Origin of the sequence: Veillonella sp. AS16 (assembly GCF_000517785.1) — a bacterium.
GTDB lineage: Bacteria > Bacillota > Negativicutes > Veillonellales > Veillonellaceae > Veillonella > Veillonella denticariosi.
Genome location: NZ_AZYX01000019.1, coordinates 147481 through 171361, shown reverse-complemented (window position 1 = coordinate 171361; position 23881 = coordinate 147481). Strand labels below are relative to the sequence as shown.

The following is a 23881-nucleotide window of genomic DNA, read 5'->3' as shown; positions in this document are numbered from 1 at the left end:
TAATTATAAACGAAGGCCATTGGCTGTGGTATTAATGCTGCGGTCAATAGCCTTTGTTGTTTTTAGTATAGATTATTTTTGTCGGTACGATGATATCGTACGCAGGGGGATGTGTATTGAGATATTAGTTTTGCACTGCGGTAAAACGTTGACGACCGAATTTGTGGTTGTTGATCTCATCGACCAGGATTTGTGTGAAAGTTTCATACGAAATATATGGCTTACCATCTTTATTTACGATGACTTCCTCGTTACCGATGATATAGTCGTTAGATTCCGGACCTTCTGCATCAAAGATTGGTGCAGGGCTGAAGAACGTCCAGTCTACATTGCTGAATTTACGCAAGATATCGATCGCATTGCCTTGTGCTTTTGCAAGACCTAAATAATCTGCAGGAAAATCCGGGGTATCGTACAATTGTACAGTGTGATCTTCGTCTATATAAAGGCTGCCGGCGCCGCCCACAACGAGGAGGCGAGTATTTGTGTCAGCTAATGCTTTTACCAATAACAATGTCAAATCCGTTTGTAAATGGTATGTATCCGGCGTGAAAGCACTTGTAGCGTTTACTACTACATCGAATTGAGTTAATTCTTCTTTTGTTAAGTGTAATGCGTCTTTTACGATAGTTGGAATACCTTCGATAGCGCCTTCACGACGAATGACACCCGTTACCTTATGGCCTGTTTTGAGGGCTTTTTCTACAATACGACGACCTGCGTTACCATTTGCACCGATTACTAAAATATTCATGATGATTCTCCTTTTCCTGAAAGCATATCTCTCGTGAAGAGATATTGATTATGGTTTTACTATACTGTTTGTAGTTCGTAAATTTGTAGCAGCACTATATGATAGTGTTTTCTAAATTTATTACCCTACAATCTGTTGTGTTCAGCTGATGACCTTATTATAGATGAGTGCATATATTTTGAATAGTAGAATTATTTTGGATAGGTACTATCAAAAGTGATAGAATTATGATGATTACTGATTAAAAAATTTACAAAAATTTTTGTACCCATAAAAAAGATACTATAAAATCCTTGAAATTTCTTCTGGCTATGATACGATAATAATATAACGTGTTGTTTAATTTGCAAGAAGACAACATTGCACGTGTGTTAATAGTAATAAGGAGTTTCATTATGGCAGAAGCTTTGGTAAATGTTCACGATTTAGTGGGTCGTTGTCCGTATGCAACGAGTCAAAAGTTATTGGGTGGCAAATGGGCGCTATTGATCATGCACGAATTATCTGAAGGTCCCGTACGTTTTCGCGAATTAGAACGCCGCTTATATCCCATTACGCAGGCGACCTTGACCCGTGCATTGCGTCAGATGGAGGACGACGGACTCGTACATCGCGAGGTGTACAGCTCCATTCCTCCGAAAGTTGAATACAGCCTCACCGAGGTGGGATCAGGTTTTAAAACTGTTCTCGCATCCCTTGAAGCATGGGGCAATCAATATATTGATTATATGAAGGCATCAGGACGTATATAATTGCTATGTAAATGACGAGGAATACAGAGGCGGTTATATAACATCATTTTGTATTTTGCGGCTTTTTATATTTCTGAAACAGAAATATGGTATAATAAAAAATACTTGATATATATTCTCATATACTGAAAGGTAATGATAATAGATGATGAACATTACATTTTTATCGCATAGCGGCTTTCTCGTGGATGACGGAAAGCGATGCTATGTATTTGATTATTATAAGGATCCGAATAATACCGTATGGCAGCTGGCGAAGCGCGGTCGTGAGCTTTGGTTCTTCGTGAGCCATATTCATCAGGATCATTTTAATCCGTCCATCACGGAGTTTGATGGGCCGAATACGCGTTATATCTGTCATAAGGATGTACCTCTCGAGGAAAAGGTTAAGAAATGCATCACCATGCGTCCCGGTCAGGATGCGGCGATGGATGATGTAGGCATTCATATGTACGGCAGCACTGATGAAGGCGGATCCTTTTACGTGAAGACGAACACGGCGAATATCGACTCCGACTCTATTTTCCATGCAGGCGATTTGAACTGGTGGCATTGGCTCGGCGATACGCCGGAGAACAATGCGGATGCAAAGCGCATGGCTTGGCGTGAGTTCAAGGAGCTGGAGGGCCTTTCCGTCGACGTGGCCATGTTCCCCGTGGATAATCGCCTGGAAGCGGCTCAGGAGTGGGGCGTTATCGAGTTCCTGCGCCGCGTGACGGTCAATAAGATGCTCATTCCTATGCATTTGAACGGACCTCAATGGCATCCGTCCATTTATTTTGAAGCCCTCTATCCGGAGGTGGCGATTTGGCATCCGCAGAAGGATGGCGACGAATGTACAATCGCTTAAATACTACTTTCACCGTATTGTGTGTGGCGGCGAAGGTTGGGCCATCAATAGGGACTGTTGCGTTATATAGGGAGAGTCCGTATACGTACTTTATAAAGTTAGGATCAAGTGATGATAAAAACTAAACCGATGGCGACCTTACTGTTGAGCGTCATGGCGATTATATTTTTAATTTCATATCCTCAACGTCATGATGCATTCTGGGCCTTTGTGATGCATGTTTCCGGGGCCGCCATGATCGGTGGGCTCGCGGACTGGTATGCGGTGACGGCTCTTTTTACGAAGCCTTTGGGAATTCCTTTTAAAACGGCTATTTTACCGCGCAGCAAGGAGCGTTTGATTCAGATCGGTCGCACCATGCTCAGTGAGGAACTGTTGCGGATTCCTCAGATGTATTATGCCATCAAGAAGGAACGCGTTATGGTGCGTATCGTCGAATACGGGGTAAGCGAAGAGGGGCAGAACCAGATCCGCAATCTCCTGTACGGCATAGGCAATCAGGTGTTGGCGCACATGGATATCGAGCCGATGCGCCAGGAAATCAATAAGGCCGTTTATAAGGGCGTGTCCAACTGGAAGGCGACGCCGCTCGTTATCTTATTCGGCCGATGCATGTTGGAACGCCATACGGCGAGCGTGTTTTGGCTCTATTTCAATCGTACCTGTCAGCGCGTTATCTCCTCGAATCAGATATATCCATACTTGTATCGTGTCATGCTGGATATCATGAAGCGATACACGAAGAATTCCTTTTTCCGCGAGCTGGCCATCGCCTTTGGCGGTCATGAGCTTTCACCGGAGCGACTGGTAGACACGTTGCAGAAAAAGGCGGTTACATTCCTCAAGGAAAACGAGTCCATCGACTCCACCTTGGGACGCTATGTATGGGGCCAGGCCATCAGGTTTTTCAACAATCTGGAAACGAACATGGAATGGCAGGCTTTCATCGAAGAACATAAGGACCAGTGGGTGCGCATGATTCTTGAAGAATGGGAGGAAAAGCTCATCGACGGCGACACGTTGGACTGGCATCGCCTCATGGATATGGTGCTGGAACGATTTAACATCCTCTGTACGGAAATTCTCCTGAATCCCGATAAACAGGCGCCCTTCGAACGATTTTTCCTCCTTCGCAGCATTCCGTGGCTGCAGAAACTGCATCCTCTCATCGATCGCGTCGTAGGGCAGGAACTGTCCCGCTATTCACCGGACGAAATCACGCATATCGTGCGCGGCAAAATGTATTACGACCTTCAGATGGTGCGTATTAACGGGTCCCTCGTGGGGGCCGTGCTGGGCGGCGTATTCCACGGCCTTACGGTATTTTTCAAGGGGGTGATAGGATGATTCATTACATCAGGTCACTCACGTTGAAACAGCGTGCTAACGGCATTTTCGCGTTGACGGCGCTCCTGTATTGCTGTGTTTTCGTAGGACAATTTTTCTATGACGGTGAAAGCTGGTATCAGCCGCTGTATTGGGCGGTTCAGTCGGCGCTCATCGGCAGTGTGGCGGACTGGTTTGCAGTGACCGCTCTGTTTCGCAAACCTCTGGGCTTTCCATACCATACGGCGTTGATCCCGCGCAACAAGGAACGTCTCATCAATGGTGTCATTCAGCTGGTGAAAACGAAGATGCTCACGAAGGATCGGTGCCTTGTTCTGGTCGGGAATATACAGTTTGTACCGCTCTTTGAGCAATTCCTTCTGTCCCCTGAAGGGCAGAGGGCGGCTCGGCTCGTTATACATCAAGGGCTGCACCTGTTGTGGAAATCTCAATCTTCCGCGGAATGGGCCACATGGGGGGCGAATCGCATTCGCACATTGCTGAGAAAACAATCCCTCGTGCCCGCCTTGAAACACGTTCTGCTCGATCTATGTGAGCATAATCGCTATGAAAGCATGGTCGTTCAGGTTCTCGGCGTCGTTCAGGAACGCATGAATCATCCGGCGATGGTGACATGGCTTACCTCTGTTGTGGCGGAAGAGGCGCATCGCAAAAAGCGCAAAGGGTTCTTTCAGGATTTCTTTATATCCGTATCGGAAGCGACGGATGTGATCAACTATAAGGAAATGGCGGAGGCCATCATTCAGGAAGTCTACGCCATGCTTGAAACATGGAAGCGTCCGAACAGTCCGGAACGGACGGCGTGGTTAAGACAATGGGTGACGCCGATTCGCAATATCGAGGATAATCGCGAGGTCTGTGCCGCCCTCGATGAAGCGTGGGAACGCTGGATTCGGGAGCAGGACTGGGAATCGATTATCGAAAATCATCTGTGTCCTTATGTTGAGGAACTGCTCCTCGTAGGGGATGAGAACGGCGAAACGCCGGCTCAGGTGCTCGTCAACATCGCTCTTGAACTGTGGAACGTATACGGCAGGTCTGAGGACCTGCGCAACCGTATTGAACGAACCATGCATGACATCGCTCAATATGTGCTGGAGCAGGGCTATGATTTGATCGAGACCATTATTCGTCAGGTATTGGGCGGTCTTAGCACCGATAAGTTTATTTACTTCATCGAATCCAAGGTGGAGGACGATCTCAGCTGGATTCGCATTAACGGTGCCGTCGTAGGAGCCGTGGCGGGGCTGCTGACATGGATATTCCTGGAATATGTGTACACACCTCTGTGGGCACAGCTGATAGGATCATAGCAGTCAGGATTATAACAATGAGTTATAATAAAGGAATTATAATGATAAGTTAACGATAAGTTTATAACGGTAGATTTATAACGGTAGGTTTATAATACTGCCGGGTCATAACAACATAAAAGGACAGCCACATCGGGTGATGCCCGTCGATATTAGAGATTACATCTAATAGGGAGGAACCATTCACACCGTGGCTGTCCTTTTTGTATGAAATTACTCTTCTTCCGTTTCCGAATATGGCAAGCGGATGGTAAAGGTCGTAAATACATTCGGTGTACTCGTCGCGTTGACCGTGCCGTGATGCAAGGTGATAACCTTGTTCACAAAGTACAGGCCGAGACCGATACCGTGATTCGATTTTTTGTTTCTGGATTGCTCCGTCTGGTACATGCGGTTCCAGATATGCTCGATATTTTCCTTTTCGATGCCGATACCGTTGTCCGTGACTTCGATAACCAGTTCGTCGCCGACACGTCTGGCGGAAATATCGATTTTTGATTTGGTGAACTTCATCGCATTATCCACCAGATTGGCGATAGCACGTCGCAAAGACACTTCGTGAGCCGTTATGTGTAAGCCCGGTTCGATGCGTGACGTAATGGTAATATGTCTTTCACTGGATAATCGCGTATAATCGTGAACCATATTCGTCAGCATCTGTGATACGTCGAGCGGTGCCACATTGAGATCGTGAGCCTTCTCCAGGCGTGCTACATCCAATAGCTGGGAAACGAGACTTGACATGAATTTCGCCTGCTCCTGAATATGGGTGAGCCCTTCGCGCAGGTCGTCTTCGGACCGTGCGTATTTTAAGGCGTACTCACTTTCCGCCTGAATGACGGAAATCGGTGTGCGCAATTCATGAGAAACGTCCGAACTGAACTGCTTTTCGCGGTTGGATGAGTCCTCCAAGCCTGAAATCATGCGGTTAAATGTGACCGTCAGTTCATAAATTTCATCCCGTGCCGTTCGAGCCGGAATATCGATGCGCCGACTCAAGTCGTTGTTCTTGCCGATGAACTTCGCCGTTCTTGTCAAGGTTCGGACAGGTTTGAGGCCTTTTTTGATAAAAAGGTAGCCCCCCAGTGATGAAATGAGTAAGAATATTACATTACCCAGCAAGAGGCTGTACAATAGATTTTCTGTTTTTTTCGACGCCGTCTTTACCTTTGTGGCGGCTCTGAGAATACCACGGTAATTCGGTTCATTTACAGGCGTATCGTAATAATAGAATGTATCTTCACCGGATTGAATTTCACCTACCTGCCCCAAGGAGAGCACCGTCTGATTAGGAAATCCGTCAGGCAATGCCCCTTTGATGATATACCCGTCCTGCGTGGATACGAAGAAGAATGTATTATCCTGATACGGTTTGAACTTGCGAATATCCGTAGCCATGATCATGGCTTGCTGCTGCAGGCGTTCCCGTACCTCTTTGTTATCCGACTCGTGAGTATATGTATAAATCCATGCGGATGCGACCATCAAAATGATGAGCAGGAAGATGGTGTACCAAGACATGATTTTAAATGTAAGGGGGAGGCGGTTGAATAAATCAGTGGCCGCCCCCGATATGGTATCCAAGTCTCGGTGAGGATCATTAGTTTTCTGTTTTGAGGACATACCCTACTCCGCGAACTGTCTGAATGAGTTTTACATTTTCATCAGTATCGACTTTTTTGCGCAAATCTTTAATATATACGTCGATTAGATTAGAATAGCTTTCATAATCGTATTCCCATACATGGTCGAGAATTTGTTGACGAGATAATACGATGTTTTCATTACTTGCTAAATAGAACAAGAGGTCGAATTCCTTCGCCGTCAATGAAATCGTTTCGCCGTCGCGTTTTACAGTACGTTGAGGGACATTGATCGTCAACGGACCTACGTGGATGTCGTTTTGTGCGTGGCGCGCATTGCGTCGAGCCAAAGCGTAAATGCGGGCAGTTAATTCCTCGAGATCGAACGGTTTTACAAGGTAGTCGTCAGCACCCGTGTTGAGACCGGTTACCTTATCCTGCAGGGAGTCTTTTGCCGTAAGCAATAATACAGGTGTCGTATTGCCGTCGTTGCGGATCTGTGCCAATGCGCTGACACCGTCAAGAACCGGCATCATAATATCCATAACGATTACGTCGTAACTGGATGTATTTACATAATCAATAGCTTGCTGACCGTTGAAGCATGTATCAACCGTCATATTTTCCGCGCGTAAATATTTGGCTGTAATACCATTTAGCATTTCTTCGTCTTCTACAAGTAAAATTTTCATTCTCAGTTCTCCTTATGTATGATAAAAAAATATAGCTCTCTTAGCTCTCAGACTACATTGATATAGTTGTTATATACGTGCTTTCTTATAAAAGAAGCGACTTATATAAGACCCTATATATAATATTATATAATTTATTTATCTATAATTATACCTTATACAATAGGAATGAGCAAAACATGAACGAAATAGCGAGGTTATGAGGCTTTTCTTCATATGAAAGTCGCCGAAATGAGCGGAATCCATGAATCTTAATGAATTCTACTAATGAATGACGAAGAAAGTATATCGAAGATTGCCGTATGTGCATAGCTAGACCTGTTTTTTCTGATTTTCAGGGTTGTGAAGAAAATCACAAGAAAAACTTATGATAATAATTATCATAGAAATAATCGTTGTTTATAATTGGCTTTTTTTGTGTACTTTTACGGGCTAAATTCTAGGTATTTTTAGTAGGAATTTAAGGAGTCTGTTTCGATTTATAATTACGGAATATGTTATGAATGTTGATTTTATGGGGATAGCTCTTATTGGTTAGAAAATTACAATACAGAGAAATTTCGGAACCGAACTACTTTCGTATTATCCTAAAGTTTGAATAAAAAATATTCATTTAAATAATTTGATTATCTTTAAACTGCTTGGAGAAACAGTAATTGATATGAGTTATCAATTAAATTCATCAAAATTAATTATGCATAATAGGGTTTAGACATGGTCTGAAATGCTCTCTATAATTAAAGACAAAGCTATAAGAAAAATCGCGTAAGTACGGGTTTTTTCTTGCAAAGAAAAATGATTAGGTTATCAAAATTTTTTATGAGCTTTATGAAATTGGGTAGTCTAACTAATTTTCTTATTAAATGGTAGTTATGAGGAGGTCATTATGGAACAGTTTGATGTTCTAGTAGTAGGTAGCGGTGGCGCTGGTATGCGTGCGGCTCTTGAAGTTGGTCGTCGCAAAGGCTTAAAAGTAGCTCTTATTACTAAAATTTTCCCAACCCGTTCGGCAACAGCAATGGCGCAAGGCGGTGTTAATGCATGTTTGAATAACGTAGCAGCTGAAGATACAGTTGAAACACATACTTTTGATACAGTAAAAGGTTCCGACTATCTTGGCGACCAGGACGCTATCGAATTCTTCTGCTCCCGCTGTCCGGAAGGCGTGCTTGAAATGGACCACATGGGCGCTCCATTCTCTCGTACAGAAGAAAATAAAATTGCGCAACGTAACTTCGGTGGTCAATCCTATCCACGTACTTGCTACTCCGCGGATAAAACAGGTCACGTTATCTTGCACACTACTTATGAACAATGCTTGAAAGAAGGCGTACACTTCTTACAAGAATGGTACCTTTTAGATCTTGTTAAAGACGCAAACGGTCACGTCGGTGGCGCTGTTGTGTGGAACATGAAAGAAGGTAAAGTAGAACAGATTAAAGCAAAAGCTATTATCTTGTCTACAGGCGGTGCAGGTCGTATTTTCTGGACTCGTACTACAAATCCGTTCCTTTCCACAGGCGATGGCATGGCGGTAGCATTCCGCGCCGGTAACGGTTTGAAAGATATGGAAATGATCCAATTCCATCCAACAGGTCTCGGTCGTACCGGTATCTTGATGTCCGAAGCGGTTCGTGGTGAAGGCGGTTATCTTCTTAACGCTGAAGGCGAACGTTTCATGAAAAAATATGCGCCTAACAAAATGGAATTGGCATCTCGTGACGTTGTAGCGAAAGCAATCGAAGATGAAATCGCTGCAGGTCGCGGTTTCGGTTCCGGCCTTAACGCATACGTAGTAGCCGATCTTCGTCACTTGGGACCTGAAGTTATTATCGAAAAACTTCATGGTATCCGCGACTTGGCTATGTGCTTCGAACATTGCGATCCATTGACTCAACCGGTACCTATCCGTCCTACATGTCACTATACAATGGGCGGTATCGACGTAGTGGATTACAAAACTTGTGCATGTGAATTGCCTGGTCTGTTCGCTTCCGGCGAAGCATCCTGTATCTCCATCCACGGTGCTAACCGTTTGGGCGGTAACTCCTTGGCTGACGGCGTAGTATTCGGTAAAGTATCCGGTGCTGGCGCAGCTGATTATGCTGAATCCCATGAACAACCAAATGTAGATGCGGAACTTGCTGCAGCTGCAAAAGCTTGGGAAGATCGTTTCACAGAAGTAACATCCCGTGAAGGCGGTCGTCCGGTTGTAGAAATCCGCGATGCATTGGCTGATGCAATGTGGAATAAAGTAGGTATCTTCCGTAATGAAGAAGGTATTACTGAAGCATTAAAAGAAATCGAACAATTGATTGAAGATTATAAAACTTGTTATGTAGGTGACCCTGAACGTACTTACAACATGGCATTCGTAAACTATTGTGAAATCGGCTCCATGTTAACAGTAGCGAAAGCTATTGCTATGGGCGCTTTACACCGCCGTGAATCCCGTGGTGCTCATATCCGTGAAGACCATCCTAAACGTAATGATGAAAGATATTTAAAACATTCCTTGATCAAATTAGGCGCTGACGGTCAATACGAATTAACTGAACGCGACGTAGTGTTCACTAAATACGAACCACAAGAAAGGAAGTACTAAGATGAGACAAATCACCTACCATATTCACCGTTACCAACAAGGTCGCGCGTTTGTACAGACTTTCAAATTCGATTACGAACCTGACCGTACAATCCTCTGGGGCCTTCAAAAAATTAAAGATACACAGGATCCAACATTGACATTCTTGGCAGCTTGCCGTTCCGCAGTTTGCGGCGCTTGCTCCATCCGTGTAAACGGTGAAGCGATGCTCGGTTGTGAATCTAAAATCGATGAATTGACAGAACGTTATGGCACAGACGAATTGACAATCGCTCCGATCGGCAACTTCCGCGTTATCCGTGACTTGGTTGTTGACTGGGAATCCAAAGTTGATCGCTTGAAAACAGTCGCTCCTTGGATTTTCCTTAAAGCTGAATTTAACGAAGGCGACAAAATCGTTCGTCAAACTCCGGCAGACTTCAAAAAATTCGTTGCCGGTACAGAATGTATCCTTTGCGGTTGCTGCGCATCCGAATGTAACAAATTGACTGCTCGTGAAGATGATTTCTTGGAACCATATGTATTCACCAAAGCTAATCGTTTCGTGTTGGACAGCCGTGATGATGCTCCTATGGCTCACATTCAACCTGCATTCGACAACGGTCTTTGGAAATGCGTTCACTGCATGAATTGTATCTCCCGTTGCCCTAAACACTTAAAACCTGCTATGGATATTTCCAATTTGCGTAAGGAAGCTACAAAAGCCGGCCTTACTAACAACAAGGGCGTTCGCCATGCGGTTGCTTTCAAAGACGATCTCTACAAAACCGGTCGCTTGAAAGAAGTTTCTATGAGCTTGAAATCCGATGGTGTTGTTGATTCCGCTAAACAGGCATTCTATGCATTGCGCTTGTGGAAACACAGCAAAATCAATCCATTTGAACTTGTAGTACCTCAAAAACCTGTAAACGGTATTGATGGTGTTCGCAGACTTATGAAAGCAGCTGAGGAGGTAAGTAAATAATGAAATACGCATTTTTCCCTGGTTGCGTTCTTGAAAGCGCTGCCAAAGAAGACTACTTAGCAACAGTTGCTGTGGCTAAAAAATTAGGTATCGAGTTGGAAGAACTTGACGGCTGGACTTGCTGCGGCGCGTCCCACGTTCAGGATATCGCTCCGGAAGTTACACTTGCTACAAATGCTCGTAATATCGCATTGGCAGAAGAAAAAGGTTTGAACCTTTTGACTGTATGTAATACTTGCACATTGATGCTTCGCGAAGCTAAAAACGAACTTGATAACAACGAAAAAGAAAAGAACGAAGTTAACAAGAAATTGGCTCAAATCGGTAAACAATACCGCGGCACAACTGATGTAACTCACTTCTTGTGGGTATTGATCCGCGATTACGGTTTGGACAAATTGAAAGAAAAAGTTGTTAAACCGTTAACCGGTTTACGTGTAGCTGAATACTACGGCTGTCATATTCTTCGCCCTCAAACTGAATTGGGCTTCGAAGATTATCAAATGCCTACATCCTTAGCAGATTTGATTTCCGCTATCGGTGCTACACCAATCGACTTCTCCCGTAAGCTCGATTGCTGCGGTTTCCATGCTGTATATCCTGCACATGATTCCGTAATGCAGATGACCGGCTCCATCAACAAAGATGCAGCTAATGAAGGCGCGGATTGCGTTGTAACTCCTTGTCCGCTTTGCCAAATGCAACTTGATATGTTCCAGAAAGAAGCAAAAGAAGTTGTTGGCGGCGGCAAAGATATGCCAATCTTGCACATGTCCCAGTTAATCGGTCTTGCACTTGGCATTTCCCCTGCTGAAATGGGCATGCCTAAACGTCACTTGACTGATACTGCGGCAGTGACTAAATTCGTAGGTTAATTCGTTTGATTTAGACGAGGCCTCAGTTGGCCATAATATAGCTCTAAATCCAAACCTATTATCATAATTACCAGTAAAAACCCCTAGCCTAGGCTGGGGGTTTTTACTTTTGATATATGGTGCGTTGTAAGGCCGGTCCATATTTTGCGAAATATAGGATAGAGGCGTCCGCTTTTGATAAACGAAGAGCGCTATAGTATAATATTTATGTTGATTGTATATGTATATTTTTAGACTCAGAAAAGAGCGCATAGTAATAAGTACCGAAAGGGACTGGTGCGGAGGGGGCCAGTATGAATGATATGTTATTAGATTATATAGATCGCATGATTGTCAATGAAACGGACCATCGTGTATTCCCCGTTGATTTTGACGGTAAAAAGTATTACGTAAAACAAGATATCAGCAATCATAGGTCGAGTTGGATTAAACCCGCACCGCGAGCATCTTTTGACTATGAATTTTATAAAATATCCTTTGTGAATACAAAGCTGCCGGTGGCTCCGGTTATTGCCGGGTTTCGGGAACACTACTTCGTTACGGAATACAGCGGTCGCACATTGTCGTATTATAGTGAATTGACTGCTCAGCATCCTGATGATAACGATTTAAAAGAGATGGTAACACATATCTTTTATATATTCGGTAAAATCTTAGGACAGCTGCATGATTACGGTTTGTCTCACGGGCGGCCCGCCATGCGTGATATAACGTATGATCCCGCTAAGGATAAAATTACGATGCTCGACTGGGAAAACAGCCGCCGCTGGCCTGAATTGACCCCTCAGGGGTGGGACGTACTGATCTTTGTGCACAGTTATTTACGTGAAGATAATCTGTTGATGGATTACCTCTATGCGATGATGAACGGATATAGTTCGGCATGTACGGCGCGCGATACGATTTTACATATTAAAGACATCTTTCGTAAGCATGAATACCTCTTCAAATTCTGCCGACTCCTTAACCCGTTCCACTTTGTGGATACCGAGGCGGCCGTGAAAGCTTATGATTTTATAATGGCGTTAAAAACTGAATAAATGGCTCTGTAGTTTATTTCTTTTTGTTGTTGTACGAGTTATATCCGTTATATGGGTTATAGCTTATTGTTAGATAATTATAGAGCTTTGTGTAGACCTTTATGTCGACTACTGTAAGGCCCTCTCGAAGGAGGCCGAGTACCGAGGATAAAGGTCTTATTTTTATGTGCGGACGGTTCGGTTCTTTATATGCGTTGTATCCGTTTTTATATGTAGTCGGTATCTGTTTCTGCATGTAGTCGGTATTTTCTATATGTAAGCCGATGTTATTTTCGTACTTTCACAAAAATGACGCCATACATCGCGGAGGGCATTGTCATGACCTTAATTCGGGAATGTAGGGCGGTGAAAGGAGGTGATACGATGGCTACGATTAAACGTACGAAACTGGTGTTGCGTTTTAATGTCGGTACCGAAGATATGCCGAAGTATAAGAACGTCACCTATACGCGTGTTGCCGAAGAAGCATCCGATGACAATATGAAAATTGTCGGCGATGCATTGGCGGCCTTGTATGACCACAGCTTGTCCGATGTGGTCCGCATCAACGAAATATCCCTAGGACATTAACGTTTGGCACAGTGCATCATCGGCAATGTCGAACCTTTGATGTCGCGTGCTCAGTCCACGCATTCCCATCCTTATTAATTTGAATGACTTGCTTACGAACTATGAAAGGAGGCGCCCACATGGCGGAAAAACGCGTTGTATATCTTACGTTTTCTACGGTCGATGGTAAAAGCGCATCGATTACAATTAGCGCACCTCGCGCTGGAATTACTTTACAAGATGCTAAAACAGCGGCTAATGCGTTAGTGGCGAATAAGGTTATCCTTGGATCCCATGATGCAGTGCTCGCTGCGTTTACAGCGGCTCGTGAAGTGACAACACAGATTACCGAACTCAAATAGATTGGCAGCATGCTGATCCCGGAGCAAAGGGATTGTTGTTAACATTGCATATTCCATATGTAGTATGAAGGCCCTCGCCTATGGTGAGGGCCTCTTTATTATGGTAAAATATAAGGTATACCAAATGGTTGTATGAAACTGTCAGCGAAACGATGCGCTGGAGTTAACGCATTATAGAACCCGAGACGGGTATTGATAAAGAGGTAAATTACGTGGAATATATCATTTCATTTATGGAAACGTATGGCTATGCGGCCATGTTTATTGCGATGACCTTGGAAAACGCCAATGTACCTATCCCCAGTGAAATCGTTCTGGGTTTTGCGGGATATTTAATCGCGCAGGGTGTATTTGACCTGCATACGACGATGGTGGTCGGCATTTTAGCCGGAATTATAGGGTCTATTCTGTCGTACTGGATGGGGGAATACGGCGGACGGCCGTTGTTGTTGAAGTACGGTAAATATATATTCTTTAATGAACATAAATTTGAGCTTGCCGAAAAGATGTTCAATAAATACGGCGGCGCGGCGGTATTTTTCGGCCGTTTATTGCCGGGGGTACGTACGTTTATTTCGTTCCCGGCGGGTATGGCTCGTTATCCTTTGTGGCATTTTATCATTTGGACGGTCCTCGGTACGATTCCGTGGACGATTTTGCTCGTTTATTTGGGTAAAGTCCTCGGTGAAAACTGGAAAGATCTTATCGAATACAATCATGAGTTTTTAATTGTCATGATTGTCATATTTGCTATTGTTGCAGCTGTCCTAGGCTACAGATACTATCGCAACCATCGATAAGGAGGGGATTGTATGAAACTCTCTAGATTGACACCGGTCGTGTTTATCGTGTGGCTTGTATTTTACATGGTGGGAAATAATATTCTGCCCGTTACCGATCCGGTGGAGTCGAATTATGCGTTGACCGCTAAGGAAATGGTTCTTTCGGGAAACTGGCTGTCGCCTCAGATTTACGGGACCTATTGGTATGATAAGCCGATTATGATTTATTGGCTTATCGCGTTAGGCTTCAAGCTGTTCGGTATTGCCGACTGGGTGGTGCGCCTGCCGAGCACCCTCTTCGGGGCTTTATCGGTGGCTACCATGTATCAGGCGATACGTTCGATGAGCGGTCGTTGGGTATTGGGCCTTATTGCAGCGTCCGTGCTCGGTTCGTCCTTGATGTTTTGGACCGTTGCGCATGGCGTCGTCACGGATATGGTATTGCTGTATACGACGTTGATGATCATGATTTACGCCTATAAAGGCCTTGTGTTGAATCGCCGAAATGCGATGATCGTGGCCTATGCGTTTGCAGCGTTAGGTGTTCTCACAAAGGGGCCGGTAGCTATCGTATTACCGGGTATCATTCTGCTTATTTATGCCGCTATATATCGCTCCGGTACGATGTTGAAACGCATCTTTGATTGGCGCGGTATTCTCGTGTTCTGTGCGATTGCCTTGCCTTGGTATGCCTATATGTACTTCGTTCACGGACAGGCCTTTATCGACGGATTTTTGGGCTTGCATAATGTGACGCGGGCTACCCAGTCCGAGCATCCGGAGGACAATGTATGGTGGTATTATATTGCCATCTTTTTGGGGGCTTCCTTGCCGTGGACCGGGGCTGTCATTTATGGCATAATCAGCGGATATAAACAACGCCGTAAGGCGTATGTATACTGTTTGGCATGGGGCTTGGGAACGATTTTGTTCTATACGTTGATGGCCACCAAATATCCTCTGTATACATTCGTGAGCCTTATTCCGTTCAGCGCTTTCGGTGCGATGGGCGTGATGAAAGCAGTTCGGGCCGGACGATCAAGGGTTCTTCCGTGGATCATTATAGGACCTACCTTGTTGCTGTGGCTTTCTTATGTAGTGGCGTCATTCTTTGCGCAGTGGGGATTCTATTATTTATTGTATGTAGTCGTAGCTGTTTCGGTTCTGCTTGTACTGCATGCATGGTATACACATCATCGATACCGTTTGGTGAGCATTATTGTTCTCGGTACGATGGTGATCTCCTCGATTGTTCTGATGGAGGGCGTTGAGCCTTTATTTAAACAGCGCAGTTCCATCGATGTGGTGCCTGTTGTGGATTCGTATGACGGCGATGTGTATTACTATAACGGATACAGCACGGCTGTTGTATATTATACGGGGCACAAGGTGGTTAAAATCAATGGTGATGAAAGCCGTTGGGATGATCAAGGTAAATTAAAAAGACGCAGCGCTGAATGGCAGAAAAAATATCTTATGCAGCAAGTATCGGAGAAGGAATTTATTAAGATCCTTTCCTCCGGCAAACCGCTTATGCTGATCGTGCCGAAAGGGGAAATTAAACACTTCCGTCAGTCTTCCATTTATCCATATGTATCGGAATACAGCGAAGCGGGAACCTCCGAAGTATATATTTTAAATAAACAGACTCTGTTTCACTAAAGTTTAATTAGACTCTATTTTGCTAAAGTTTAATTGCAGATTGCAGGCATCGCCTTTATGGCGGTGCCTGTTTTTGTGTGCGCCATTATGTATGCGTAAACATTCACTCAATCGGGGTGTGATTGATAAATAACATACGATATATGGTGTATGAAACATGAAAGAGAAATATGAAAGTGAAATATAGCATATGGTATTGAAATATGAAGTGCGGTATATGATACATAAAGCCTATAATGCTAATATGTGTTATTGACATAAATAAAACATATTGTTATAGTAGGTTATATTAAGTTTAGAAGACGAGGTGATCTAAAGCCTTATTTGATCTAAGGTTTAGAAAAATGCGAAAAGTGACATGAGTCAGAAACGCCCCTTGTTGTGAGGTAGAAAGAGGGGACATTATGAAGAAAACCTGGTATCTTATCATTGCTGTTGTGCTTCTCGTTATCGGAGGTGCGGCGTATGCATATTATCAGCATACGGTACCGAAGTCAGCACAGGAGCTGAAGACCGTGCGCGTTGCGTATTTACCGATTACTCATGCGCTGCCCGTATTTGCTACGAAGGAGTTGGAGACCGCAGATGGTCCTGTCCATGTAGAACTCGTTAAATACGGTTCCTGGCCGGAACTTATGGATGCGCTCAATACGGGTAAAGTAGACGCCGCAGCCGTTCTCGTTGAGCTCGGCGTAAAGGCTCGTGAACAGGGGATTGATGTGCGCGCAGCGGCATTAGGTCATACGGAAGGTAACATTATCGTTGTAAATAACGACATTAATTCTGTACAGGATTTGAAAGGCAAATCCTTTGCCATCCCTCATAAACAATCGACTCAAAAAATTCTTGTAGATCTTATGCTTGAACGGGCAGGTCTTAGCGAGAAGGACGTACACATAGTGGAGATGAGCCCTCCTGAAATGCCGTCCGCACTGTCGGTCGGTCAAATCGCCGGGTATAGCGTGGCGGAGCCGTTCGGTTCTCTCGCTATAGAAATGGGAGCCGGGAAGGTCTTTGAAGACCCTGATCACTTATGGCATGACAATATCTGCTGCGCCCTCGTGTTCAACGGTCAATTCGTCGATGAACACCACGATTTGGCGAAGGCTTTCACAAAAGCCTATCTCGATGCAGGTACATATTTAGATGAGCATTCGGAGGCGCAAAAGGAGATTGCCTTAAAATACATGAAGTTTAAGGATCCTGTCATCGAGCGTTCCTTGCAGGTGATCGGGTTTGGAGATTTGGCCCTCACCGAGGATCGTTATAATGCGCTCGTGCATCATATGACCCATGTTGATCTGATTAAAAAGGTGCCGAGTTATGCGGAGTTTGTAGATACATCGTTGTTGCCATAGGGGGTAGACCATGAAGAAATACACATATGTGCCGGGCGCGTTCATCGCGGCCTGGCTGATTTGGGAGCTGGTTGTCCGCCTCGGCGGATTTAACGAAGCCTTGTTGCCGACGCCGTACAAGGTACTGCTCGGGTTCGGAGAACTCATCGGCGATGGCGTGTTGTTCAAGGATATTGCTGACAGTTTGGTGCGCTTTTTTATCGGCTATATCATTTCCGTCGTAGCCGGCGTGTTCCTGGGACTCATTTTAGGATGGTATAAGGGCATTTGGAACTATATCAATCCTATCGTTCAGGTGATTCGTCCCATTTCACCGGTAGCATGGTTGCCGTTTATCGTCCTCTTTTTCGGTATCGGACAGGCGCCGGCGATCGTCATCATCTTTATTGCGGCATTTTTTCCGGTTCTGTTATCCACGGTGTCGGCGATTCAGAACATCGACCCCGTATACATCAAGGTGGCTCGAAATTTTGGCATCAAGCAGCCGGAACTGTTATTTAAGATCGTATTGCCCGCGGTGTTTCCCGGTATCGCATCGGGCCTTCATATCGCGCTCGGCACGGCGTGGATTTTCCTGGTGACGGGGGAAATGGTAGGCTCCCAGACGGGGCTTGGATTTCTCATCATCGACATGCGGAACAATTTGCGTAACGACCTCTTGATGGTGGCGATTTTAACAATCGGCTTTGTGGGACTTTTGCTTGATTGGGGCGTGTCCCTCATCGAGAAATGGATTTATAGACGTTGGGGCATTGAAAAATAGGAGGTGGCCGCATGGGTTACATTTCGGTGCGCAATGCACATAAGGAATTTATGAAAGATGGAGAACCGCTCACCATCCTTGAAAATATTAATCTGGACATTGAGCGAGGAGAGTTCATTTGCCTTTTAGGGCCTTCCGGGTCCGGTAAAAGTACGCTTTTAAATGCTATGGCAGGCTTTGAGCTCGTCACCTCGGGTTCCGTTACCATCGACGGCGCAGAGGTGAAAGCACCTCAACTGCGGTATGTAACGGTCTTTCAGAATTACGGATTGCTACCGTGGCGAACGGTGGAAAGCAATATTGAACTGGGCCTTGAAAGCAAGAACGTGCCTAAGGAAGAGCGACCTGCTATCATCGACAAATACGTGAAAATGGTGGGGCTCGACCATGCGCGCAATCGTTATCCGGCGGAGTTGTCCGGCGGGATGCAGCAGCGTGTATCCATTGCGCGAGCGCTGGCGGTCGATCCGGATATTATTTTCATGGATGAACCGCTGGGGGCCCTCGACGCGTTGACACGCATCAATTTACAGGATGAAATTTCCCGCATCTGCCGTGAAGAGGGCAAAACGGTTGTATTCGTTACGCATGATATCGAAGAGGCGGTGGTCCTTGCGGACCGCGTCGTAGTGCTCGCCGCCAATCCGGGACGGGTGCAAACCATTATCCCTGTCAATATTATCGATAGAACGGACAGGACCTCGGCGTCCTTCGTAAATATTCGAAACCATATATTTGAACAATTCCAGCTTGCCAAAGAAGACAAAATCGAGTTTTACATATAAATGTGATGTTGCGTATAGATATAGAAATATTTGAGTATTAATTTTACATCAAACTTTCAGAAACCGGTACTACTATGAATACAGTAACAGCATAGATTTTATGTAGTGCGTGATTATCGGATATATTATCACATATCATGATTGGGTACCGTAATATATGGATTGTATTATTATAGGTTTTAGTGTATAAATACAGTATATAAAGGATTGATAATCATGATATACAGCATTATTAATTATATGGTTCGGTAGTATAAATTTGGGGGAAATCCTATGTCCTTATTTGCACCAGAGAAAGAGAAAACGCTGTCTTTTGATGAATATATGGCCTCGTTTGATGTGGATCGGGTAGCAAAAGTACAGCAGTTTGTAGATTGGCTCGGTCAATATAGGGGAGAGCTTGTTCACAATCCGTGGGGTGAGGTGAATCCTGACCTCGAAATTGTTCGGCCCGATTTTGATGCGGCGCAGGTGCGCCGTAACAATTTGATGGCGTATTTGCTGCCGCGGCTGGGACGCTCCAAAATCTTTGTGGTGGCGGAGGCTGTCGGGTATCAAGGCGGACGCTTTTCGGGCATTGCCATTACCTGTGAGCGTATGTTGCTGGACAAACATAAAGCGATTCGGGCGCATCAGATAACGCCTGTTACGTTACAACGGACCAGTTCATCTACCAGTTCTATGCTGAAACGGACCCAACAGGAACAAGGCTTTAACGAGCCTACGGATACGGTGGTATGGAGTGCCATCATCGAACAGGGGATTAATCCGTACGATGCGTTGCTGTGGAATATATTCCCTTTTCACCCTCATAGGGCGGGTGAACCGCTTACTAATCGGACGCCGACCGAGTCGGAGCAGCAGCTGGGTTGGGCATATACGAAACGGTTGTTGGCATTGCATGCCGAATTAGGCGGACCGGAGCCTCTCGTGCTCGCTGTCGGTCAAAAATCGGCGGACACGATGGGGCGATTCGGCCTTTTTGCAGTCGGTCTTAGACATCCGGCTAACGGTGGGACTAATTTATACCGTGAAGGCTTTGCTGAAGCTGTAGAGAGAATTTTGAGATAGAAGGTACTACATATGAAACGTTATTGTGAATCCTGCCGTCAGTATTGTGACGAGGCGGCTATGTTCTGCCCTCATTGCGGGCAGTATACGACCGCGGTGGAGGTTGAGCGGATCGCACCGGAAGGTGATGTTATTTATCCGTTGGCACATTATCAGTTGAGTTACAAGGACACATTTCTACATGTGGTGGGCCGCAAATTTATGAATTCAGATGGCCGTGCATCCAGAGGGGAATTTTTACGGTTCTTTTTGATGTGGCTTTTAGTTATCGCTGGAATTCTGGCCCTTTCTTATGGGCTTACGGCGGTGCTTCATACGGGTATTTATTTAATCCTGCTGGCATGGATGTTACTGACAATCATCGGCCTTGTCTCGCTGATTCCGTTGGGATCTCTATGCATCCGTCGCCTTCATGATACAGGTAAAAGCGGTGACCATCTATTTTTAATCTTAATACCTTTCATCGGGCCGATTATTCTATTTGTTCTGCTGTGTAAGAAAGGTGAACCGAAGGCCAATCAATATGGTGAGGCGTTGAGAAACATCGCTATTGACAAACGGTTGGCATCTATTATGAAAGTATCGCCTACGAGCAGCGCTTTCACCACTCGAATTCTCGTTGCATTGCTGGTGAGTGCTGTCTGTGTATGCAATATTTCGGCTCGTTATATGGGACCGGAAAATGAACTGGATCCGGGCGGATGGTTTACGAATATCATTGTCGGTCAAGGTAGTGATGAAGCTGCACGGGATGTGGTACACGATTATTTTGACGCCGTCAATGAGAAGAACTATGATAAGGCTTTCACCTATGTTACCGATCAGGCTAAGGCGAATCCCGTAGAAAAACAGAAATGGATGGAGTCTATGAAGTCGGCGCCGAAGGTGGTTGTCGGGTCTTTAGGTACGAGTCGTATCAGCCGTATAAACAGCATGAAACGCATCATTTACGAAGCGGATCTGCAAGTCACTAAACCCGGAGATGGTGCGGTTGAGGCTACTCACATGACACGCTACATATCCCTCATCGAAGAAAATGGTGAATGGCATATTGAAGGGTTTTATAAAAACATGCCGAATGAAGAATAATAAAATAGTTAGGGCGGTTCGTGATCTGAACCGCCCTTTTTAATATTTGTTTAATTTTTGGCGAAATGAGAGGAGAACTCTTTTGTTTATGTTGTTTTTATGTTATAATGAGCACAACGTGTGAAAGCGAGGCTTTCATCAGAACGATCGGACTATATTGTACTGAATATCGGATAGGAACGAAATCATGAGCCCTTTGCGGCATAATGTATCTGACAGTGCACTATACTCATTTGCTGCGGCAAATGGCACACAAACTAGGAACGGCAAAATTGGATAGCGCAATTTTTGCGCACATTTGACGAGACGCTAGTATAATAGCGCCTTTTTATTTGTGTGGCATTTCCTCGTGGCATAGATCAATTCAAGTGATAGGTGAGAAGAACTATGTTAAACAAACTAATGAACAAAATTTTAGGAGGAACTGTGAATACAACAGAAAATCAGGTTGCTGCACAAGTGACTGCAGAACCAGTTGAGCATACGGCATCGGCTACGGGTGAACAAAAACAACCGCGTCGCCGCACTACTACGCGTCGTCCGGCCGGCGAAGGTCGCGCGAATCACGACGGTGAGAGTACAAACCGTCCTCGCCGTAATGCAAATAATCGTACGAATACCAATGGCGGCAGTACTGCGACTCGTCGTACAAATACGCGTCGCAATGCTGAATCCGGTGAAGGTACGGAACGTAAACCGCGTCAAACTCGTGCTCCGCGCGGTGAACATGGAGAAAATACGCGCAATACGCGCACTAATCGCACGCGAAACGGTCAAAATCAGAACCGTTCCGAGCGGACGAATCGCTCTGCAAATCGCAACAATCACCATGATCAAGGTGAACAGATTGAATTAATCGGCCGTACACCAAATGGCGCGAACAAGGGAAAATTCCAGATTATCCCGCTCGGGGGCCTTGGTGAAATCGGTAAAAATATGACCGTGTTCCAATATGAGGACGAAATCATCGTTCTTGACTCCGGTCTTGCGTTCCCTAGCGAAGACATGCTTGGCGTGGATATTGTTATTCCTGATATGAGCTATATCATCGAGAACAAGGATCGCGTGAAAGCCGTCGTTATTACGCATGGTCACGAGGACCATATCGGCTCTTTGGCATACCTCATGAAGGAAATCAGCTGCCCCGTATATGCGACAAATCTCGTTTGCGGCTTAATCGAAGGCAAGTTTAAAGAGCATAAGGTATCTCCGAAATGTCTCCGCACGATTGCGGCCGGCGATGAGGTTCAGATCGGTCAGGTGAAAGTCGGTTTCATCCAAACCAATCACTCCATCCCTGATTCCTGCGCTGTATATTTTGATACGCCGATCGGGACGGTTCTTCATACAGGGGACTTTAAAATCGACCAGACTCCGGTTGACGGACGGTTGATGGATATGCACAAGTTCGCTGAACTCGGCAATAAAGGCGTACTGGCTTTGTTATCGGATTCTACGAACGTAGAAAAACCGGGTACTACCGGTTCTGAAAGCTCCGTAGGACCTGCGATTAAACAGGCTGTCGGTGAAGCGAAGGGCCGTGTCGTATTGGCGACTTTCGCATCCAACGTATCCCGTATTCAACAAGCTATCGATGCAGCCGTTTTCTACAAACGCAAGGTTGTAATTATGGGTCGCAGCATGGTGAACGTAACGGAAATCGCACAAGAACGCGGTTATCTGAACGTACCGCCAAATACGATAATCGATGTAGATGTAATGCATAATTACACGGATGATCAAATCATGATTTTGACTACCGGTTCTCAAGGCGAACCGATGGCCGGCTTGTCCCGTATGGCGACAAGCAATCACCGTACCGTAGAATTGGCGCCGAATGATACCGTTATCATCTCCGCTACGCCGATTCCCGGTAATGAAGGTGCTGTAGGCAGAACGATAGATAACTTGCTCCGTTTGGGCTGTAATGTGGTATACGGTAAAGACCGCGGCATTCACGTATCCGGTCATGCGAGCCAGGAAGAACTCAAAACGATGCTCAATCTGGTGCGTCCGGAATACTTTATTCCGGTTCATGGCGAATACCGCATGTTGCGCCGTCATGGTGAACTCGGTGTGGCTATGGGCGTAGACCCTAAAAAGGTTCTCATCGGTGACAACGGTCAGATTTTTGAATTTGATAAAAATGGTGGCCGTAAGGGTGGCCGTGTACAGGCCGGTGCTATCTTCGTCGATGGCCTTGGCGTTGGTGATGTGGGTAATATCGTTATCCGCGACCGTCAGCAGTTGGCACAGGAAGGCATGGTTATCGTAGTTATGGCTATGGATAAAGCATCTGGTACCATCGTAGCCGGACCGGACCTCGTGTCTCGCGGCTTCGTATACGTACGTGACGCGGAAGAACTCATGCTTGCGGCGGAACGTCGCGTCGATCAGGTCCTTGAAGACTGTGAATTACAGCGTATCAAAGACTGGACAACCATTAAACAAAACGTGCGCGATGCATTGGGTAAATTCTTCTATGATAAGACCCGTCGTCGTCCTATGATCTTGCCGATTATTCAAGACGTATAACTGTATAAGATATATAAAGGTACCTTGCCAGGTGGCAAGGTACCTTTGACATTTAGAAAATGATTAAAAATCTACTATAAATAGCACTACTATCGCAATTATCTACCATATGGGGTATTTGAAGTTGCCCTTTTAAACTGTTATAATTAA

At 45.2% G+C, this 23881-nt stretch carries 21 protein-coding genes; 18 read left to right on the top strand and 3 right to left on the bottom strand.

The window, feature by feature from the left end:
* Positions 1 to 124 precede the first annotated feature (124 nt).
* Complete coding sequence (locus HMPREF1521_RS06815; RefSeq protein WP_038117409.1) at positions 125 to 754, bottom strand: NAD(P)-dependent oxidoreductase; 630 nt, start codon at positions 752 to 754, stop codon at positions 125 to 127.
* Positions 755 to 1149: 395 nt separating this feature from the next.
* On the opposite strand from HMPREF1521_RS06815, the gene HMPREF1521_RS06810 reads away from it, so the two are divergent.
* From HMPREF1521_RS06810 to HMPREF1521_RS06795, 4 genes are all read left to right on the top strand, one after another.
* Positions 1150 to 1506 (top strand): helix-turn-helix domain-containing protein, encoded by a 357-nt coding sequence (locus HMPREF1521_RS06810; RefSeq protein WP_038117407.1) that lies wholly within the window; start codon positions 1150 to 1152, stop codon positions 1504 to 1506.
* 145 nt (positions 1507 to 1651) lie between these two features.
* Entirely contained in the window at positions 1652 to 2356 is a 705-nt protein-coding gene (locus HMPREF1521_RS06805) for an MBL fold metallo-hydrolase (RefSeq protein ID WP_038117405.1), read from the top strand.
* Positions 2357 to 2467: 111 nt separating this feature from the next.
* On the top strand, positions 2468 to 3703 hold the full coding sequence (locus HMPREF1521_RS06800; RefSeq protein ID WP_038117403.1) for a DUF445 family protein: 1236 nt from the start codon (positions 2468 to 2470) through the stop codon (positions 3701 to 3703).
* Entirely contained in the window at positions 3700 to 5016 is a 1317-nt protein-coding gene (locus tag HMPREF1521_RS06795) for a DUF445 domain-containing protein (RefSeq protein ID WP_038117401.1), read from the top strand. The genes HMPREF1521_RS06800 and HMPREF1521_RS06795 overlap by 4 nt, the downstream gene beginning before the upstream one ends.
* Before the next feature lie 213 nt (positions 5017 to 5229).
* Here the strand turns inward: HMPREF1521_RS06795 and HMPREF1521_RS06790 are convergent, their stop codons facing one another.
* Together HMPREF1521_RS06790 and HMPREF1521_RS06785 are read right to left on the bottom strand one after the other, a co-directional pair.
* Positions 5230 to 6639 (bottom strand): cell wall metabolism sensor histidine kinase WalK, encoded by a 1410-nt coding sequence (locus HMPREF1521_RS06790; protein WP_038117400.1) that lies wholly within the window; start codon positions 6637 to 6639, stop codon positions 5230 to 5232.
* Positions 6617 to 7291 (bottom strand): response regulator transcription factor, encoded by a 675-nt coding sequence (locus HMPREF1521_RS06785; RefSeq protein ID WP_038117391.1) that lies wholly within the window; start codon positions 7289 to 7291, stop codon positions 6617 to 6619. The genes HMPREF1521_RS06790 and HMPREF1521_RS06785 overlap by 23 nt, the downstream gene beginning before the upstream one ends.
* An 886-nt stretch (positions 7292 to 8177) precedes the next feature.
* Here HMPREF1521_RS06785 and HMPREF1521_RS06780 point away from each other — a divergent pair.
* The 14 genes from HMPREF1521_RS06780 to HMPREF1521_RS06715 all read left to right on the top strand — a co-directional run bounded on the left by HMPREF1521_RS06780 (position 8178) and on the right by HMPREF1521_RS06715 (position 23731).
* A complete protein-coding gene (locus HMPREF1521_RS06780) occupies positions 8178 to 9896 on the top strand; it encodes an FAD-binding protein (RefSeq protein WP_038117389.1) in 1719 nt (572 codons plus the stop codon).
* A 1-nt stretch (position 9897) separates the two neighbouring features.
* Positions 9898 to 10860 (top strand): succinate dehydrogenase/fumarate reductase iron-sulfur subunit, encoded by a 963-nt coding sequence (locus HMPREF1521_RS06775; RefSeq protein ID WP_038117386.1) that lies wholly within the window; start codon positions 9898 to 9900, stop codon positions 10858 to 10860.
* Positions 10860 to 11735, top strand: coding sequence for a CoB--CoM heterodisulfide reductase iron-sulfur subunit B family protein (locus HMPREF1521_RS06770; RefSeq protein WP_038117385.1), 876 nt, complete (start codon positions 10860 to 10862; stop codon positions 11733 to 11735). The genes HMPREF1521_RS06775 and HMPREF1521_RS06770 overlap by 1 nt, the downstream gene beginning before the upstream one ends.
* A 293-nt stretch (positions 11736 to 12028) precedes the next feature.
* On the top strand, positions 12029 to 12775 hold the full coding sequence (locus HMPREF1521_RS06765; protein WP_038117383.1) for a hypothetical protein: 747 nt from the start codon (positions 12029 to 12031) through the stop codon (positions 12773 to 12775).
* Between the two features lie 363 nt (positions 12776 to 13138).
* The gene (locus HMPREF1521_RS06760) at positions 13139 to 13345 is read left to right on the top strand and encodes a DUF1659 domain-containing protein (protein WP_038117382.1); all 207 of its coding nucleotides are present in this window, start codon (positions 13139 to 13141) and stop codon (positions 13343 to 13345) included.
* Between the two features lie 119 nt (positions 13346 to 13464).
* Positions 13465 to 13686, top strand: a complete 222-nt coding sequence (locus HMPREF1521_RS06755) for a DUF2922 domain-containing protein (RefSeq protein WP_038117381.1) — start codon at positions 13465 to 13467, stop codon at positions 13684 to 13686.
* 212 nt (positions 13687 to 13898) lie between these two features.
* Positions 13899 to 14486: a DedA family protein gene (locus tag HMPREF1521_RS06750; RefSeq protein ID WP_038117379.1), complete on the top strand. Its 588-nt coding sequence runs from the start codon at positions 13899 to 13901 to the stop codon at positions 14484 to 14486.
* A 12-nt stretch (positions 14487 to 14498) separates the two neighbouring features.
* Entirely contained in the window at positions 14499 to 16130 is a 1632-nt protein-coding gene (locus HMPREF1521_RS06745) for a glycosyltransferase family 39 protein (RefSeq protein WP_038117377.1), read from the top strand.
* A gap of 404 nt (positions 16131 to 16534) precedes the next feature.
* Positions 16535 to 17488 carry an ABC transporter substrate-binding protein gene (locus HMPREF1521_RS06740; RefSeq protein WP_038117375.1) on the top strand — a complete coding sequence of 318 codons (954 nt, stop codon included), beginning with the start codon at positions 16535 to 16537 and terminating at the stop codon, positions 17486 to 17488.
* A 10-nt stretch (positions 17489 to 17498) separates the two neighbouring features.
* Positions 17499 to 18251, top strand: a complete 753-nt coding sequence (locus HMPREF1521_RS06735) for an ABC transporter permease (RefSeq protein WP_038117374.1) — start codon at positions 17499 to 17501, stop codon at positions 18249 to 18251.
* Positions 18252 to 18262: 11 nt separating this feature from the next.
* Positions 18263 to 19036 carry an ABC transporter ATP-binding protein gene (locus tag HMPREF1521_RS06730; protein WP_038117373.1) on the top strand — a complete coding sequence of 258 codons (774 nt, stop codon included), beginning with the start codon at positions 18263 to 18265 and terminating at the stop codon, positions 19034 to 19036.
* Between the two features lie 273 nt (positions 19037 to 19309).
* Positions 19310 to 20107 carry a uracil-DNA glycosylase gene (locus HMPREF1521_RS06725; RefSeq protein WP_038117371.1) on the top strand — a complete coding sequence of 266 codons (798 nt, stop codon included), beginning with the start codon at positions 19310 to 19312 and terminating at the stop codon, positions 20105 to 20107.
* Positions 20108 to 20119: 12 nt separating this feature from the next.
* On the top strand, positions 20120 to 21196 hold the full coding sequence (locus HMPREF1521_RS06720; protein ID WP_038117370.1) for a DUF805 domain-containing protein: 1077 nt from the start codon (positions 20120 to 20122) through the stop codon (positions 21194 to 21196).
* A gap of 387 nt (positions 21197 to 21583) precedes the next feature.
* Positions 21584 to 23731 carry a ribonuclease J gene (locus HMPREF1521_RS06715; protein WP_084214638.1) on the top strand — a complete coding sequence of 716 codons (2148 nt, stop codon included), beginning with the start codon at positions 21584 to 21586 and terminating at the stop codon, positions 23729 to 23731.
* Positions 23732 to 23881: the final 150 nt, after the last annotated feature.

Excerpts from the sequence above, each read along its gene's own strand:
- HMPREF1521_RS06805 (WP_038117405.1), top strand. The coding sequence starts at position 1,652 with ATGATGAACATTACATTTTTATCGCATAGCGGCTTTCTCGTGGATGAC.
- HMPREF1521_RS06770 (WP_038117385.1), top strand. The coding sequence starts at position 10,860 with ATGAAATACGCATTTTTCCCTGGTTGCGTTCTTGAAAGCGCTGCCAAA.
- HMPREF1521_RS06760 (WP_038117382.1), top strand. The coding sequence starts at position 13,139 with ATGGCTACGATTAAACGTACGAAACTGGTGTTGCGTTTTAATGTCGGT.
- HMPREF1521_RS06810 (WP_038117407.1), top strand. The coding sequence starts at position 1,150 with ATGGCAGAAGCTTTGGTAAATGTTCACGATTTAGTGGGTCGTTGTCCG.
- HMPREF1521_RS06765 (WP_038117383.1), top strand. The coding sequence starts at position 12,029 with ATGAATGATATGTTATTAGATTATATAGATCGCATGATTGTCAATGAA.
- HMPREF1521_RS06740 (WP_038117375.1), top strand. The coding sequence starts at position 16,535 with ATGAAGAAAACCTGGTATCTTATCATTGCTGTTGTGCTTCTCGTTATC.
- HMPREF1521_RS06755 (WP_038117381.1), top strand. The coding sequence starts at position 13,465 with ATGGCGGAAAAACGCGTTGTATATCTTACGTTTTCTACGGTCGATGGT.
- HMPREF1521_RS06715 (WP_084214638.1), top strand. The coding sequence starts at position 21,584 with ATGTTAAACAAACTAATGAACAAAATTTTAGGAGGAACTGTGAATACA.
- HMPREF1521_RS06795 (WP_038117401.1), top strand. The coding sequence starts at position 3,700 with ATGATTCATTACATCAGGTCACTCACGTTGAAACAGCGTGCTAACGGC.
- HMPREF1521_RS06785 (WP_038117391.1), bottom strand. The coding sequence starts at position 7,291 with ATGAAAATTTTACTTGTAGAAGACGAAGAAATGCTAAATGGTATTACA.
- HMPREF1521_RS06745 (WP_038117377.1), top strand. The coding sequence starts at position 14,499 with ATGAAACTCTCTAGATTGACACCGGTCGTGTTTATCGTGTGGCTTGTA.
- HMPREF1521_RS06815 (WP_038117409.1), bottom strand. The coding sequence starts at position 754 with ATGAATATTTTAGTAATCGGTGCAAATGGTAACGCAGGTCGTCGTATT.
- HMPREF1521_RS06735 (WP_038117374.1), top strand. The coding sequence starts at position 17,499 with ATGAAGAAATACACATATGTGCCGGGCGCGTTCATCGCGGCCTGGCTG.
- HMPREF1521_RS06775 (WP_038117386.1), top strand. The coding sequence starts at position 9,898 with ATGAGACAAATCACCTACCATATTCACCGTTACCAACAAGGTCGCGCG.
- HMPREF1521_RS06790 (WP_038117400.1), bottom strand. The coding sequence starts at position 6,639 with ATGTCCTCAAAACAGAAAACTAATGATCCTCACCGAGACTTGGATACC.
- HMPREF1521_RS06780 (WP_038117389.1), top strand. The coding sequence starts at position 8,178 with ATGGAACAGTTTGATGTTCTAGTAGTAGGTAGCGGTGGCGCTGGTATG.
- HMPREF1521_RS06720 (WP_038117370.1), top strand. The coding sequence starts at position 20,120 with ATGAAACGTTATTGTGAATCCTGCCGTCAGTATTGTGACGAGGCGGCT.
- HMPREF1521_RS06730 (WP_038117373.1), top strand. The coding sequence starts at position 18,263 with ATGGGTTACATTTCGGTGCGCAATGCACATAAGGAATTTATGAAAGAT.
- HMPREF1521_RS06800 (WP_038117403.1), top strand. The coding sequence starts at position 2,468 with ATGATAAAAACTAAACCGATGGCGACCTTACTGTTGAGCGTCATGGCG.
- HMPREF1521_RS06725 (WP_038117371.1), top strand. The coding sequence starts at position 19,310 with ATGTCCTTATTTGCACCAGAGAAAGAGAAAACGCTGTCTTTTGATGAA.